The organism is Pseudomonas sp. TE21394, from assembly GCF_054057835.1.
Genome location: NZ_JBSRZR010000001.1, coordinates 281617 through 296985, shown reverse-complemented (window position 1 = coordinate 296985; position 15369 = coordinate 281617). Strand labels below are relative to the sequence as shown.

The window sequence follows — 15369 nt, the reverse complement described above, 5'->3', positions numbered from 1 at the left end:
ATGTCAGTTTCAGTAATTTGCCGGCGCCTCCAGCAACATCTGCCGAAACTCCGGCAATGGTAACGGCCGGCTGTGCAGGTATCCCTGGTACAAGTGGCACCCCAACCGTTCCAGAAACTCCAGCTGCTCGCTCAACTCCACCCCTTCGGCAATCACCGCCAGGTCCAGGCTGCGCGCCATGGCGACGATGGCGCGGACGATTTCGGCGTCGTTGGGGTCCATCGGCGCATCGCGTACGAAGGTCTGGTCGATCTTCAGGGCGTCCACCGGCAGGCGCTTCAGGTAGGTCAGCGAAGAATAGCCGGTGCCGAAGTCGTCCATCGCGAAACTCACCCCGTAGCGCTTCAGCTCGCGCATCTTGCTGATGGTGTCCTCCAGGTTCTGGATGACGATGCCTTCGGTAATCTCCAGTTTCAGCATCTGCCGAGGCAAACGGTAGTCGTCCAGGCTGCGCAGCACCCGTCCGACAAAGTCGTTCTGGCGAAACTGTCGTGGGCTGATGTTCACGCACAGGCTGAAACTGTCTGCCTCGACCAGCCCGTCGGCCAGCATGCGGGCACAGGCGTCGCAGGCTTCATCGAGAATCCAGCTGCCGACTTCCAGGATCAGGCCGCTTTCTTCCAATACCTGAATGAATTGTGCCGGTGGCTGCTGGCCCAGTTGCGGGTGGTGCCAGCGTAGCAATACCTCGGCCCCGATGATGCGGTTGTCACGTGCATCGACTTGCGGCTGGAAGTGCAGCGCCAGTTCGCCGCGCGCCAGGGCCAGGCGCAGGTCGTTCTCCATGCGCAGGCGTTCGCTGGCGGCCTTCTGCATGGTGGTGTGGAACATTTGGGTGGTGTTGCGCCCGGAATCCTTGGCCCGGTACAGGGCGATATCGGCACGCTTGAGCAGGTCGGCCGGTGTGGCGCCGTGGTCAGGGATCAGCGCGACGCCGATGCTGGGCGTCACCTGCAGGCGCTGGCCGTCCAGTGACATCGGTTCGGCCAGCAGTTCACGCAGGGTATCGGCCAGTTCACGAACTTTTTCTTCGACCGCATCACGGCTGCCCTCCAGGCCGCTCAGCAACACCACGAATTCGTCACCACCCAGGCGTGCCACGGTGTCTTCCAGGCGTACGCTGGCTTCCAGCCGCGCGGTGATGATCTTCAGCACCGTGTCGCCCACCGGGTGGCCCAGCGAGTCGTTGATGTGCTTGAAATGGTCGAGGTCGAGGAACAGCAGCGCGCCGCGCAGGTTGTGGCGCTTGAGCAGGGCGATCTGTTGGCTCAGGCGGTCCATCAGCAAGGCGCGGTTGGGCAGGTTGGTCAACGGGTCGTGGTAGGCCAGGTGGCGAATCTGCGCTTGTGCGTTCTTCAACTGACTGACATCGCGGGCGTTCAGCAGCAGGCAGTCGACCTCGTTGAGGGTGATGGGCTCGACCGACACCTCCACGGTGAGGATATCGCCACGCTTGTTGCGCCCGAGCATCTCGCGGTGGTGCACCCGGCCGCGCTCGCGCAGTTCTGCCAGCAGGGCGCTGCGTTGCTTGTCGTCAGCCCAGATGCCCACCTCGTACACCGTGCGGCCGACCACTTCGGCGGCGCTGTAGCCAGTCAGCCGGCAGAAGCCGTCGTTGATTTCCAGGTAACGGCCGCTGTAGCGTTCGGTGATGGTGATCGCGTCGGGGCTGGAGTGGAAGGCCTTGGCGAACTTCTCCTCGCTGGACTTGAGCGCTGCCTCGGCCCGCTGCTGCTGGGTGATATCGCGCAGGGTCGTCACGCTGCAGGGCTGGCCATCGACAGTGATGAGGCGGCTGGAAATCACGCAGGTCAACGGTGCACCGTTGCGGTGGTTGACCACCACGGCTACGTTGCTCAGGGCCTGCTCACGGATCACTCGCTCGATGCGTTGCGCACGCTCGAAGGTCTCGGCCCACAAGCCGATTTCCTCGGCGGTGCGGCCGATGACCTGGTCTGCGCCCCAGCCGAAGGTCTGGGTGAACGCCGGGTTGATCTCGATGAACTGGCCGGTGTCCTGGCGGTTGACGCAGATGGGGTCGGGGCTGACCTGGAACAGGCTGGCGAACTTCTCTTCCGAAGCGCTCAGGCGCTGCTCGCGTTCCACCTGGTCGGTGATGTCGAGCAAGGTGCCGGCCATGCGCAGCGGGTTGCCCTGCTCGTCGCGGTACAGCCGGGCGCGGCTTTCGATATAGCGCGAAACGCCGTTTTCCAGTTGAACCTGGTAGGTGATCTGGTAATTGCCGGCGGGCCCTTCGCGCAGGCTGCGGTAGGCCTGGCGCATCACGTTGCGCTCCTGCTCCGGCACACCTTCGAAAAACGCGTCGAACGATTCGTGAAAGGGGATCGGCGGCAAGCCGTGCAGCTGTGCGGCGCGGGCCGAGCCATAGAGCATGCCGCTGGGGATATGCCAGTCCCAGGTACCCAGCTGTGCCGAGTCCAGGGCCAGATCGAGGCGCTCCTGGCTGTCCTTCAGGGCCTGCTCGGCGCGTTTGCGCTCGGTGGTGTCCATGAAGGTACTGAGGAGATAGGTCACACCCTCCAGCTCAATGCCCTGGGTGCAGAGGATGCCGTCATGTATCTTGCCGCCGACGGCGCGGAACTGGACTTCCAGGCTCAGCGGGCCGCTGTTGTGACGGGCCAATTCCAGCAGTTGGTGGCGCTGTTCGGGGTTGGCCCACAAGCCCAGTTCCAGGCTGGTCTTGCCGATCACCTGGCTGCCGGGCCAGCCGAACATGTTTTCGAAGTGCTGGTTGACCTCGAAAATCATGCCGTCGTCGCGACGGGTCAGCAGGATGGCGTTGGGGCTGAGGTGAAACAGGGTGGCGAAGCGCTTTTCCGAGTTGATCAGCGCCGTTTCCCGTTCGCGCTGGCGGGTGATTTCACGAATGACTCCGATCATCTGCGGGCGACCTTGCCGGTCGTGGGTCAGGCTGCCGTTGATTTCCAGCCAGTGCAGGCTGCCATCGGGCCAGCGGATGCGGTGGCGCATGGCTTTTTCTGCCGGCTCGCCGTTGACCACGGCCTGGAACAGTTGGCGGGTACGGGCGCGGTCCTCCTCCGGCAGCAGGTCGAGGTAGTCGATATCGCTGGGTAGTGGCTTGTGCGGGTCGAAGCCGAACAGCGCCTGGGTGCCCCGCGACCAGCTCACCCGGCCGGTCTGTATGTCCCACAGCCAGGCGCCCAGCCGGGCCCCGTTGAGTGCGGCCAGCAGTTGCGGGGCGTTCTGCCAGGCCTGTTCCGACTCTTGGGGATCGACCGCCGGGATACGCGGCAGGCGCGGAAAACGGTTCGCTGATTTGGGCATCGGTACCAGACCTTTGGCGTATGACGCGTCCTTGGGATGAAAAAACCGGGCTGACGACCGGTCAGGCGGGCCCCGCGTGGCTGTCGAGCAAGGCCATGAAAGCCCTCGCTGCGTTCGATAGCGTACGCTCCGTGTGCAAAATGTAGCCTAGCTGGCGCGACAGCTGTATGCCCGGCAAAGCGATGGGTGCAACCTGTTCGTCGAGCATGGTGCGCGGCAGCACGCTCCAGGCCAGGCCGATCGACACCATCATCTTGATGGTTTCCAGATAATTGGTGCTCATGGCGATATTCGGGGTCAGGCCCTGGCTTTCGAACAGGCGCTGGACGATATGGTGGGTGAAGGTGTTACCGCCCGGGAACACCGCCGGGTGACGGGCGACGTCGGCCAGGCTGACCGCCTGGTTGGCGGCCAGTGTGTGCTCAGGAGCGGCCACGAAGTCCAGGGCGTCGTCCCACACCGGGATGGCCTTGATCAGGTGGTGTGGCTCGGGCGCAAGCGTGATCACGGCAATCTCGGCGCGGCCATGCAGAATTTCATCGTAGGCCTGTTCCGAATCCATGAACTGGATATCCAGTGCCACGGCCGGGTATTGGCGGGTAAACGCCCGCAACAGCGGCGGCAGCCGGTGCAGGCCGATGTGATGGCTGGTGGCCAGGGTCAGGCGACCGCTGACTTCGCCAGTCAGGTTGGTCAGCGCACGGCGGGTATCATCGAGGACATTGAGGATCTGGTAGGCACGGGGCAGCAAGGCGCGGCCAGCCTCGGTCAGGGTCACCTCGCGGCCCAGCCGGTCGAACAGGCGCACGTCCAGTTGCTGTTCCAGGCCGGCGATGCGCTTGCTGACCGCCGGCTGGGTCAGGAACAGGCGTTCCGCTGCCCCGGAAAAGCTGCCGGTCTCGGCAATCGCGATGAAGGCGCTCAGGTTGGCGAGGTCCATGGGCAGAATTCCTGTTGGTTATCCAAAGCATAAAAATTATGAATTTGAGTTATTCAATCTAACGCCCTAGCATCGACCGCACAAGCCAAGGGGTCTTTGGCATAGAAAGACGCTGATGAGGAACAGTCTGATGGCTGGCAAAACGCTCTACGACAAACTCTGGGAAGCCCATGAGGTCAAGCGCCGTGATGACGGCTCGTCCCTGATCTACATCGATCGCCACATCATTCACGAAGTGACGTCGCCCCAGGCCTTCGAAGGCCTGCGCCTGGCCAACCGCAAGCCCTGGCGCATCGATGCCAATATCGCCACGCCGGACCACAACGTGCCGACCACGCCGGAGCGCAAGGGCGGTATCGAAGCCATCGTCGACCAAGTGTCGCGCCTGCAGGTGCAGACCCTCGACGAAAACTGTGACGAATACGGCATCGTCGAATTCAAGATGAACGACGAGCGCCAGGGTATCGTCCACGTCATCAGCCCGGAGCAGGGCGCCACCTTGCCGGGCATGACCGTGGTCTGCGGCGACTCGCACACCTCCACCCACGGCGCCTTCGGTGCCCTGGCTCATGGCATCGGTACCTCCGAGGTCGAGCACGTGCTCGCGACCCAGTGCCTGGTCGCCAAGAAAATGAAGAACATGCTGGTGCGTGTGGAAGGCCAGTTGTCTGCCGGCGTTACTGCCAAGGACATCGTCCTGGCGGTGATCGGCAAGATCGGCACCGCCGGTGGCAATGGCCACGCCATGGAGTTCGCCGGCAGCGCCATTCGCGAATTGTCGATGGAAGGCCGCATGACCATCTGCAACATGTCCATTGAAGCCGGTGCCCGCGTAGGCCTGGTGGCGGTGGACGATACCACCGTCGCCTATGTCGAAGGCCGCCCGTACGCGCCCAAGGGCGAGCAGTGGAAGCAGGCGGTCGCAGCCTGGAAAGGCCTGGTTTCCGACGCTGACGCGGTGTTCGACACCGTGGTCGAACTCGACGCTGGGCAAATCAAGCCGCAGGTCAGCTGGGGTACCTCGCCGGAAATGGTCCTGGCCGTCGACCAGCGCGTGCCGGACCCGGCTGCCGAGCCTGACCTGATCAAGCGTGGTTCGATCGAACGTGCCCTCAAGTACATGGGCCTGGCCGCCAATCAAGCGATCACCGACATCAAGCTTGACCGCGTTTTTATCGGCTCGTGCACCAACTCGCGCATCGAAGACTTGCGCGCCGCGGCCGCGATCGCCAAGGGCCGCAAGGTCGCTGCCAACGTCAAGCAGGCGCTGGTGGTGCCGGGCTCGGGCCTGGTCAAGGCCCAGGCCGAGCGCGAAGGCCTGGACAAGATCTTCCTCGAAGCCGGTTTCGAATGGCGTGAACCAGGCTGCTCGATGTGCCTGGCGATGAACCCGGACCGCCTGGAGAGCGGCGAGCACTGCGCGTCCACCTCCAACCGCAACTTCGAAGGCCGCCAGGGCGCCGGTGGCCGTACCCACCTGGTCAGCCCGGCCATGGCCGCCGCCGCCGCGGTGACCGGCCACTTCATCGATGTCCGCGAGTTGATCCAAGGGAGCGCAGCATGAAAGCCTTTACCCAGCACACTGGCCTCGTCGCTCCGTTGGACCGTGCCAACGTCGACACCGACCAGATCATCCCGAAGCAGTTCCTCAAGTCGATCAAGCGCACCGGTTTCGGCCCCAACCTGTTCGACGAGTGGCGCTACCTGGACGTGGGCCAACCCTACCAGGACAACAGCAAGCGCCCGCTGAACAAGGAGTTCGTACTCAACCACGAACGTTACCAGGGTGCCAGCGTGTTGCTGGCGCGGGAGAACTTCGGTTGCGGTTCCAGCCGTGAACACGCGCCGTGGGCGCTGGACGAGTACGGCTTCCGCAGCGTGATCGCGCCGAGCTTTGCCGACATCTTCTTCAATAACAGCTTCAAGAACGGCTTGCTGCCAATCATTCTCAGCGATGAGGAAGTCGACGAGCTGTTCAAGCAGGTCGAAGCCAACCCGGGCTACCAGCTGGTCATCGACCTGCAGGCGCAGGCGGTGACCCGTCCGGATGGCAAGGTGCTGCACTTTGAGATCGACGCGTTCCGCAAGCACTGCCTGCTCAACGGCCTGGATGACATCGGCCTGACCCTGCAGGACAGCGACGCGATCAAGGCCTTCGAAGGTAGACACCGCGCAGCGCAGCCCTGGTTGTTCCGGGATGCCTGAATGATGGCGTTGGGTTTGCTGGCCTCATCGCCGGCAAGCCAGCGGCCACAGGATTACCGCAGGTTTGGATACTGTGGGTTTCCTGTGGCAGCTGGCTTGCCGGCGATAGAGGCAGTGAAGCAACCCGAAACCAAAAGGATCGAGACATGACCAGCAGTCAACACACCGATGTGGTCCAACGCCAGTTCGGCGAACAGGCCAGTGCCTACCTCAGCAGCGCCGTGCACGCCCAGGGCAGTGAATTCGCCCTGCTGCAGGCCGAACTGGCCGGGCAGGGCCACGCCCGCGTGCTGGACCTGGGCTGTGGTGCCGGTCATGTCAGTTTCCAGGTCGCCCCGCTGGTGGCGGAGGTGGTCGCCTACGACCTCTCGCAGGCCATGCTTGAGGTGGTCGCCAGTGCTGCTGCCGAGCGCGGCCTGGCCAATATCACCACCGAGCGCGGTGCTGCCGAACGCCTGCCGTTCGCCGATGCTGCGTTCGACTACGTCTTCAGCCGCTACTCCGCCCACCACTGGAGCGACCTGGGCCTGGCCCTGCGCGAAGTGCGCCGGGTGCTCAAGCCGGGCGGCGTGGCAGCCTTCATCGACGTCATGTCGCCGGGGAGCCCGTTGCTCGACACCTATCTGCAAACGGTGGAAGTGCTGCGCGATACCAGCCACGTACGTGACTATTCCGCCGCCGAATGGCAGCGCCAGGTCAGCGAGGCCGGCCTGCACGTGCGCAGCCACACCCGCCAGCCGCTGCGCCTGGAGTTCGGCAGTTGGGTCGAGCGCATGCGCACCCCCGAGCCGATGCGTGTGGCCATCCGCCAGTTGCAGCAAGCCATGGGCGAGGAAGTACGGCAGTATTACCAGATCGAGGCCGATGGTTCGTTCAGCACGGATGTGCTGGTGTTGTGGGCCGAGCGTTGAGAACTTTTCGGTGCGGCCCGCTTGGCCGCACCGCGTGAATGGATAGAGGAAAGCATGAGCAAGCAGATTCTGATTCTCCCAGGTGATGGTATCGGCCCGGAAATCATGGCCGAGGCGGTCAAGGTCCTGGAACTGGCCAACGACAAGTTCCAGCTCGGTTTCAGCCTGGCCCACGACCTGATCGGTGGCGCCGCCATCGACAAGCACGGCGTGCCGCTGGCCGACGAAACGCTGGAGCGTGCGCGCAAGGCCGACGCCGTGCTGCTGGGCGCCGTGGGCGGGCCGAAGTGGGACAAGATCGAGCGTGACATCCGCCCCGAGCGCGGCTTGCTGAAGATCCGTTCGCAACTGGGGCTGTTCGCCAACCTGCGCCCGGCCATCCTCTATCCGCAACTGGCTGATGCCTCGTCGCTCAAGCCGGAGATCGTCTCGGGCCTGGACATCCTCATCGTCCGTGAACTGACCGGTGGTATCTACTTCGGTGCGCCGCGTGGCCAGCGCGAGCTGGAGGGCGGCGAACGCCAGGCCTACGACACCCTGCCATACAGCGAAAGCGAAGTGCGTCGCATTGCCCGGGTCGGCTTCGACATGGCCCGCGTGCGGGGCAAGAAGCTGTGCTCGGTGGACAAGGCCAACGTCCTGGCGTCCAGCCAGCTGTGGCGTGAAGTGGTCGAGGACGTGGCCAAGGACTACCCGGATGTCGAACTGAGCCACATGTACGTCGACAACGCTGCCATGCAGCTGGTGCGGGCGCCCAAGCAGTTCGACGTGATGGTGACCGACAACATGTTCGGTGACATTCTGTCGGATGAAGCTTCCATGCTGACCGGTTCCATCGGCATGCTGCCTTCGGCGTCGCTGGATGCCGACAACAAGGGCATGTACGAGCCGTGCCACGGCTCGGCGCCGGACATCGCCGGCCTGGGTATCGCCAACCCGTTGGCGACCATCCTGTCGGTGTCGATGATGCTGCGCTACAGCTTCAACCAGGCGGTTGCCGCCGAAGCGATCGAGAAGGCCGTGAGCGTGGTCCTGGACCAGGGCCTGCGCACCGGCGACATCTTCTCGGAAGGCTGCCGCAAGGTGGGTACGCAGGAAATGGGCGACGCAGTAGTCGCAGCGCTGCGGAATCTGTAATCTCTCTGGCCCGCCACCCCAAATTCCTGGTGGCGGCCCACTTTTAGCAAAGGTGTAGTTGCGATGAAACGTGTAGGTCTGATCGGTTGGCGCGGTATGGTCGGTTCCGTGCTCATGCAGCGGATGCTGGAGGAGCAGGACTTCGACCTTATCGAGCCGGTGTTCTTCACCACCTCCAACGTCGGTGGCCAAGGCCCGAACGTGGGCAAGGATACTGCTCCCCTCAAGGACGCTTATTCGATCGAAGAGCTCAAGACCCTCGACGTGATCCTGACCTGCCAGGGCGGCGACTACACCAACGAGGTCTTCCCCAAGCTGCGTGAAGCCGGCTGGCAGGGTTACTGGATCGATGCCGCTTCGTCCCTGCGCATGCAGGATGACGCGGTGATCATCCTCGACCCGGTCAACCGCAAGGTCATCGACCAGCAGCTGGATGCCGGTACCAGGAACTACATCGGCGGCAACTGCACCGTCAGCCTGATGCTGATGGGCCTGGGTGGGCTGTTCGAAGCCGGCCTGGTCGAGTGGATGAGTGCCATGACCTACCAGGCGGCCTCGGGTGCCGGCGCGCAGAACATGCGTGAGCTGATCAAGCAGATGGGCGCAACCCACGCCGCCGTGGCCGATGACCTGGCCAACCCGGCCAGCGCCATCCTCGACATTGACCGCAAGGTTGCCGAAACCATGCGCAGCGAAGCGTTCCCGACCGAAAACTTCGGTGTGCCGCTGGCTGGCAGCCTGATCCCGTGGATCGACAAGGAACTGCCGAACGGCCAGAGCCGCGAAGAGTGGAAGGCCCAGGCCGAGACCAACAAGATTCTCGGCCGCTTCAAGAGCCCGATCCCGGTGGACGGCATCTGCGTGCGCATCGGCGCCATGCGTTGCCACAGCCAGGCGCTGACCATCAAGCTGAACAAGGACGTGCCGCTCGCCGACATCGAAGGCATGATCAGCCAGCACAACCCCTGGGTGAAGCTGGTGCCGAACCAGCGTGAAATCAGCATGCAGGAGCTGAGCCCGACCAAGGTGACCGGCACCCTGAACATTCCGGTTGGCCGTTTGCGCAAGCTGAACATGGGGTCGCAGTACCTCGGCGCGTTCACCGTGGGTGACCAGCTGCTGTGGGGTGCTGCCGAACCGCTGCGCCGCATGCTGCGGATCCTGCTGGAGCGCTGATCGTTCCGGTTTGACCGAAAACCCGTGCTGGCGACAGTACGGGTTTTTTTATGCCTGCATTTGTGCAGCCCCTGTCAGGCTTCCGCGAAGCGGCCAGCACAGACAAAACACTACAATCCAAGTAAAGTGCCGCCCCCGCCGTTTCAGCAAAAGGATCTCCTCCATGACTGCACCTCTGGACATCGCCGTCGTAGGCGCTACTGGCAGCGTCGGTGAAGCCCTCGTACAAATCCTCGAAGAACTGGCCTTCCCGGTCGGCACGCTACACCTGCTGGCCAGCATGGAATCGGCCGGTAGCAGCGTGATGTTCGCCGGCAAGAAGCTGAAAGTACGCGAAGTGGACAGCTTCGACTTCGCCCAGGTCAAGCTGGCCTTCTTCGCCACCGGCGCCGCTGTCAGCCGCAGCTTTGCCGGCAAGGCGTTGCAGGCGGGTTGCACGGTCATCGACCTGTCCGGCGGCCTGGACGATGCCCTGGCCCTGGTGCCCGAAGCCAACGCCGATCGCCTCGCCGGTCTCGCGCTGCCTGCGCGCATCGTCAGCCCGTGCTCGGCCGCGGTGGCCGTGGCCGTTGCGCTGGCGCCGCTCAAGGGCCTGCTGGATATCGAGCGGGTGCAGGTGATGGCGGCGCTGGCGGTATCCGCGCAAGGCCGTGAAGCAGTCACCGAACTGGCCCGGCAAACCGCCGAGCTGCTCAATGCCCGGCCGCTGGAGCCGCGCTTCTTCGACCGCCAGGTGGCTTTCAACCTGCTGGCCCAGGTCGGTGCCGCCGATGAACAGGGCCATACGGCGCTGGAGCGGCGCCTGGTCAACGAATTGCGCGTGCTGCTGGGCATGCCTGAACTGAAGATTTCCGTGAGCTGTGTTCAAGTCCCGGTGTTTTTTGGCGATAGCTTCAGTGTGGCGGTGCAGAGCCGCCGCCCGGTCGATCTGGAGGCGATTCAACAGGTACTCGAGGAGGCTGACAGTGTCGAACTGGTGGAGCGCGATGATTATCCGACCCCGGTTGGTGACGCAGTGGGCCAAGACGTGGTCTATGTTGGTCGTGTACGGCACGGTGTTGATGAGCAGCAGCAGCTCAACCTCTGGCTGACCACCGACAATGTGCGCAAAGGTGCCGCGCTAAACGCTGTGCAAGTGGCGCAATTGTTGATTAAACACATGCCGTAAAAGATACTGGCGAGCACTTTTGTCCTGCTCCGCATGCAGGTTTCAGGACGCTTCATACAAGGGAAGAGGTCATGCTTCGAATTCGCAAACTGGTTCTGGCCATGGCTGCAGCATCGGCGCTGTCGTCGGGCATGGCGAATGCCCTGGGCCTGGGGGAGCTGACTCTCAAGTCGGCACAGAACCAGCCGCTGGACGCCGAGATCGAGCTGCTGGACGTGCGCGACCTTACCGCCGCCGAAGTGGCGCCCAGCCTGGCGCCGCCGGAAGAGTTCAGCAAGGCCGGGCTGGCGCTGCCACCTTACCTCGAAGACCTGACCTTCACGCCGGTGATCAACCCTAACGGCAGGAGCGTGTTGCGGGTTACCTCCAGCCAGCCGCTGCCGGGCCCGGTAGTCAAGTTCCTGGTTCAGGTGATGTGGCCGCAGGGCCGCCTGCTGCGTGACTACAGCGTGCTGCTCGACCAGGCCAAGGCTCAGGGCGACGCGCCAGCGGCGGGCAATGTCGCCCCGGCAGTGACCGCTGCCGGCAGCTACACCACCCAGCGACGCGACACCTTGTGGCAGATTGCCGCGCGCAACACCCACGGCGGCTCGATCCAGCAGACCATGATCGCGATCCAGGCGCTGAACCCGGACGCCTTCATCGGCAACAACATCAACCAGCTGAAGGTGGGGCAGGTGCTGCGCCTGCCTGATCAGCAGCAGATCCAGAGCATCCCGCAGGGCGAAGCGATCAGCGAAGTAGCCGAACAGTATGCCGCCTGGCGTGACGGCCGCCGCCTGGGGCCGCGTGCCCGACAGCTGGATGCTACCCGTCGTGGAGCCGCCGAGGCGGCACCGGCGCGTATCGCCCAGGGCGACAACCTGCGCCTGGTCAGCCCGGGCAACGCCGGTGCCGACCAGGCCAAGGCACTCAGCGACAAGCTGGCCGTGGCCGAGGAAAGCCTGGACACCAGTCGTCGCGACAACGAAGAACTCAAGAGCCGCATGGCCGACCTGCAGAGCCAGCTGGACAAGCTGCAGCGTCTGATCGAACTGAAGAACAACCAGTTGGCTCGCCTGGAGGCCCAGGGCGCAGTTGCCCCGGCCCAGCCCGCCGCCGATGCTCAACCGGTGGACAAGCCGGCGCCAGCCGCCGTGGCTACCGCACCCGAGCCGGCGCCCGCCGCCGAGCCCGCGGCCGGCGGGCAGCCTGGCAGTGTACTGGATGAAATCACCGCCAACCCGTTGCTGCTGGGGCTGATTGCCGGCAGTGCGTTCCTCGTGCTGCTGCTTCTGCTGTTGCTGCTGGCGCGCAAGCGCAAGGCCCAGCAGGAAGCCGAAAAGCACCTGCGCATGGCGCGCGCGCTGGAAGAAGAGCAGGGCCCAGGCTTCGACAACGACAGCGCCAGCCTCGATGGTGTCGACGTTTCGGCCCCGACCGTGACCCTGTCGCCAGCCGTGGTCGCCGCTTCGGCCGCCGCTGCCGCAGCAGCAGAAAAGCCGCTGGCACCCGCCGTCGAAGCGCAGCCCGAGGCACAGGCCGACCCGTACGCCGCGCTGCTGGAAGAGGTCGGGCAATGCCTGGCCGCAGGCCGCCTGAACCGCGCTGCCGACCTGCTGGAGCCGGCCGTGGCTGCTGCCCCGCAGCGTGATGACCTGCGCCTGCAACTGATGGACGTGTACGCCCGCCAGGGAGACCAGAGCGCGTTCATCGAGCAGGAGCGCAAACTGCCCGCCAGCGAGCAGAACAGCGCCGCGGTCGCCGGGTTGAAAGAACGCTACCCGGCCATGCTCGGCCTGGCCGCTGCTGGCCTGGGGGCTGCGGCCCTGGCTGCCGAGATGGATGAACAGTACGTGCAAGGGTTGCTGCAGGACCAGCCCGAAAGCCCGGCAGTTACCGAGGTCGAACCTGACGTGTCGGCCCCCGGGCCGCAGGTGGGGGATGAACCGCAGGCTGTCGAGCCAGCGCAGCCCGAAGCAGTAGGCGAGCCGGAAGCAGGGCTGGATGCCTTCGATGAAGTGCCGACCCTCGACGTACCGGGCCTGGACGAGCAGGACCTGGACAGCTTCGACCTGAGCCTGGCTGATGACCTGTCAGGGGAAGGCTCGTTGGCCGCGCCGGTGCTGGACGAGCCGGTACTCGACGAGCCCTTGCCGCAAGTGGCGCAGGAAGAACAACAACCGTTTGCCGTCGATGCCGAGCTGCAGGCCGACGCCGACGCCGATTTCGAGGCCATGCTGGCCCAGGCCGAAGCACAACCCGCTGTCGACCTGTCCGATTTCGACCTCGATGTCAGTGAGCCGGTTGCCCCGGCTGCGCCGGCTGCCGACGAAAACCCGGTGGATGTCGCCGCGGAACTGGCTGCTTTTGACAGCGTGCCGGCGTTCGACCCGTTGTCCGAATTCGACCTGCCATCCGACTTCGACCTGTCGTTGTCACTGGAAGATGATTCGCCTGCGGCGAAGAACTTCGCCTCCGAGCTGGACGATGTCAACGCCGAGCTGGACAAGCTGTCGCAGAGCCTCGAGTCGCCCTCGCTGGAGCCGCACTTCACCAGCGAAGACGCCGTGGCCCAGCCAGAGCCCGAGCCACTGGACGACCTGGACTTCGACTTCTTCTCCGGCAGCGACGAAGTGGCCACCAAGCTTGACCTGGCGCGTGCCTATATCGACATGGGCGACAACCAGGGGGCGCGGGACATCCTCGATGAAGTGGTCAAGGATGGCGATGAAAGCCAGCGCCAGGAAGCCGAGGACATGCTTTCCCGTCTGGTTTGAGGCAGACAAGGCTGGCCTCTTCGTGAAGTCCGCGAAGAGGTCATCAGAGACAATGCGGATCCGACGGCAGCCCAACACGGCTGCCGTTGTCGTTATAATCCCCGCCATTCCGTACACCCACAGGTTTCCTGCTCTTGGACATCATCGACACCGCTGCCGCCGAGTCTGCGGCCGAAGGCTACTCTCGCATCGCCCTGGGCGTGGAATACAAGGGCGCGCGCTACCGGGGCTGGCAGCGCCAGGCCAGCGGCGTGCCAAGTGTCCAGCAAGCGCTCGAGCAAGCGTTGTCCAAGGTGGCCAACGAGCCGATCTCGGTCATTTGCGCCGGGCGCACCGACGCCGGCGTACACGGCTGCGGGCAGGTCGTGCATTTCGACACCCGCGCCGTGCGCGACGAGCGCGCCTGGACCATGGGCACCAACTTCAACCTGCCGCATGACATCAGTGTGGTCTGGTCGCGGCCGATGCCGGCCGACTTCCATGCCCGTTTCAAGGCCTGCGCCCGGCGTTACCGCTACGTCATCTACAACGACCCGATCCGCCCGGCGCACCTGGCCGAGGAGGTCACCTGGAACCATCGCCCGCTGGATGTCGAGCGCATGGCCGAAGCCGCGCAGTACCTGCTCGGCACCCACGACTTCAGTGCCTTCCGTGCCAGCCAGTGCCAGGCCAAGTCGCCGATCAAGCACATCTACCACCTGCGCGTTACCCGGCATGGCCAGATGATCGTGCTGGACGTACGCGCCACGGCATTCCTGCACCACATGGTGCGCAACATCGCTGGTGTGCTGATGACCATCGGCGCCGGCGAACGCCCGGTGGCCTGGGCGCGTGAGGTGCTGGAAGGGCGCAACCGCCGCGAAGGCGGGGTCACGGCGCACCCGTATGGGCTTTACCTGGTGCAGGTGGAGTACCCCGAAGAATATGCATTGCCCAGCCGTTACATCGGCCCACACTTTTTGACCGGCTATGAATCATTGGCTGACTGACGGGCCAAACGTCATTTGTTAACATCCGGCCTTTCACTGCAACCGGCAGGGTTCGCTGTCCATGAGCAACGTTCGCAGCAAGATCTGTGGTATTACCCGCATCGAAGACGCACTGGCCGCTGCCGAGGCGGGGGCCGACGCCATCGGCCTGGTGTTCTACGCCAGGAGCCCGCGGGCAGTGGACGTGCGGCAGGCGCGGGCGATCATCGCCGCGCTGCCGCCGTTCGTGACCACGGTGGGGTTGTTCGTCAACGCCACGCGCTGCGAGCTGAACGAGATTCTCGAAGCGGTGCCGCTGGACCTGCTACAGTTCCACGGCGATGAAACGCCGCAGGACTGCGAAGGCTACCAGCGTCCCTGGATCAAGGCCCTGCGCGTGCGCCCGGGCGACGACCTGGAGGCGGCCTGCCAATTGTATGCAGGGGCTCGTGGCATTCTGCTGGACACCTATGTGGCTGGCGTACCCGGGGGTACCGGTGAGGCGTTCGACTGGTCGCTGGTGCCGGCGCGGCTGAGCAAACCGGTGATCCTGGCCGGAGGGTTGTCTGCCGACAATGTCGGCCAGGCCATCGCCCAGGTGCGGCCTTACGCGGTAGATGTCAGTGGCGGCGTGGAGCAAGCCAAGGGCATCAAGGATGCGGCGAAGATCGAGGCCTTCCTGCAGGCGGTGAAACAGGCGTGATGGCAGATGTGACGGCTGGCTGCGCGCCATCGTCCATAGCTTTCGCAGCCCTGTAGGGCAGCCGTCAGCGTCTGTGGCGGCAGTACATACATTAGC

General features: G+C 64.4%; 11 protein-coding genes. 9 read left to right on the top strand and 2 right to left on the bottom strand.

Translation table 11 applies throughout. From position 1 onward, the window contains the following. Nucleotides 1-9: 9 nt before the first annotated feature. Together ACVWZT_RS01300 and ACVWZT_RS01295 are read right to left on the bottom strand one after the other, a co-directional pair. Complete coding sequence (locus ACVWZT_RS01300) at nt 10-3306, bottom strand: PAS domain S-box protein (protein ID WP_457467812.1); 3297 nt, start codon at nt 3304-3306, stop codon at nt 10-12. 61 nt (nt 3307-3367) lie between these two features. Continuing rightward, nucleotides 3368-4246 carry a LysR family transcriptional regulator gene (locus tag ACVWZT_RS01295; RefSeq protein WP_457467810.1) on the bottom strand — a complete coding sequence of 293 codons (879 nt, stop codon included), beginning with the start codon at nt 4244-4246 and terminating at the stop codon, nt 3368-3370. Nucleotides 4247-4376: 130 nt separating this feature from the next. Between ACVWZT_RS01295 and leuC the strand changes: the two genes are divergently transcribed. The 9 genes from leuC (at nt 4377) to ACVWZT_RS01250 (ending at nt 15273) form a co-directional block, all read left to right on the top strand. Then, complete coding sequence (gene leuC / locus ACVWZT_RS01290; protein ID WP_289129672.1) at nt 4377-5810, top strand: 3-isopropylmalate dehydratase large subunit; 1434 nt, start codon at nt 4377-4379, stop codon at nt 5808-5810. After that, on the top strand, nt 5807-6451 hold the full coding sequence (leuD, locus tag ACVWZT_RS01285; RefSeq protein ID WP_457467808.1) for a 3-isopropylmalate dehydratase small subunit: 645 nt from the start codon (nt 5807-5809) through the stop codon (nt 6449-6451). Before leuC ends, leuD begins: the two co-directional genes overlap by 4 nt. Before the next feature lie 146 nt (nt 6452-6597). Next, complete coding sequence (locus ACVWZT_RS01280; RefSeq protein ID WP_296234353.1) at nt 6598-7362, top strand: class I SAM-dependent methyltransferase; 765 nt, start codon at nt 6598-6600, stop codon at nt 7360-7362. Between the two features lie 54 nt (nt 7363-7416). Next, complete coding sequence (leuB, locus tag ACVWZT_RS01275) at nt 7417-8499, top strand: 3-isopropylmalate dehydrogenase (protein WP_289129680.1); 1083 nt, start codon at nt 7417-7419, stop codon at nt 8497-8499. Between the two features lie 63 nt (nt 8500-8562). Next, nucleotides 8563-9675, top strand: coding sequence for an aspartate-semialdehyde dehydrogenase (gene asd, locus ACVWZT_RS01270; protein WP_296234355.1), 1113 nt, complete (start codon nt 8563-8565; stop codon nt 9673-9675). Between the two features lie 163 nt (nt 9676-9838). Next, on the top strand, nt 9839-10843 hold the full coding sequence (locus ACVWZT_RS01265) for an aspartate-semialdehyde dehydrogenase (RefSeq protein ID WP_296234357.1): 1005 nt from the start codon (nt 9839-9841) through the stop codon (nt 10841-10843). 71 nt (nt 10844-10914) lie between these two features. After that, on the top strand, nt 10915-13602 hold the full coding sequence (locus ACVWZT_RS01260) for a FimV/HubP family polar landmark protein (RefSeq protein WP_457467805.1): 2688 nt from the start codon (nt 10915-10917) through the stop codon (nt 13600-13602). A gap of 134 nt (nt 13603-13736) precedes the next feature. Next, the gene (gene truA, locus ACVWZT_RS01255; RefSeq protein WP_457467803.1) at nt 13737-14591 is read left to right on the top strand and encodes a tRNA pseudouridine(38-40) synthase TruA; all 855 of its coding nucleotides are present in this window, start codon (nt 13737-13739) and stop codon (nt 14589-14591) included. Between the two features lie 61 nt (nt 14592-14652). Beyond that, a complete protein-coding gene (locus tag ACVWZT_RS01250) occupies nt 14653-15273 on the top strand; it encodes a phosphoribosylanthranilate isomerase (RefSeq protein WP_457467802.1) in 621 nt (206 codons plus the stop codon). Nucleotides 15274-15369 lie beyond the last annotated feature (96 nt).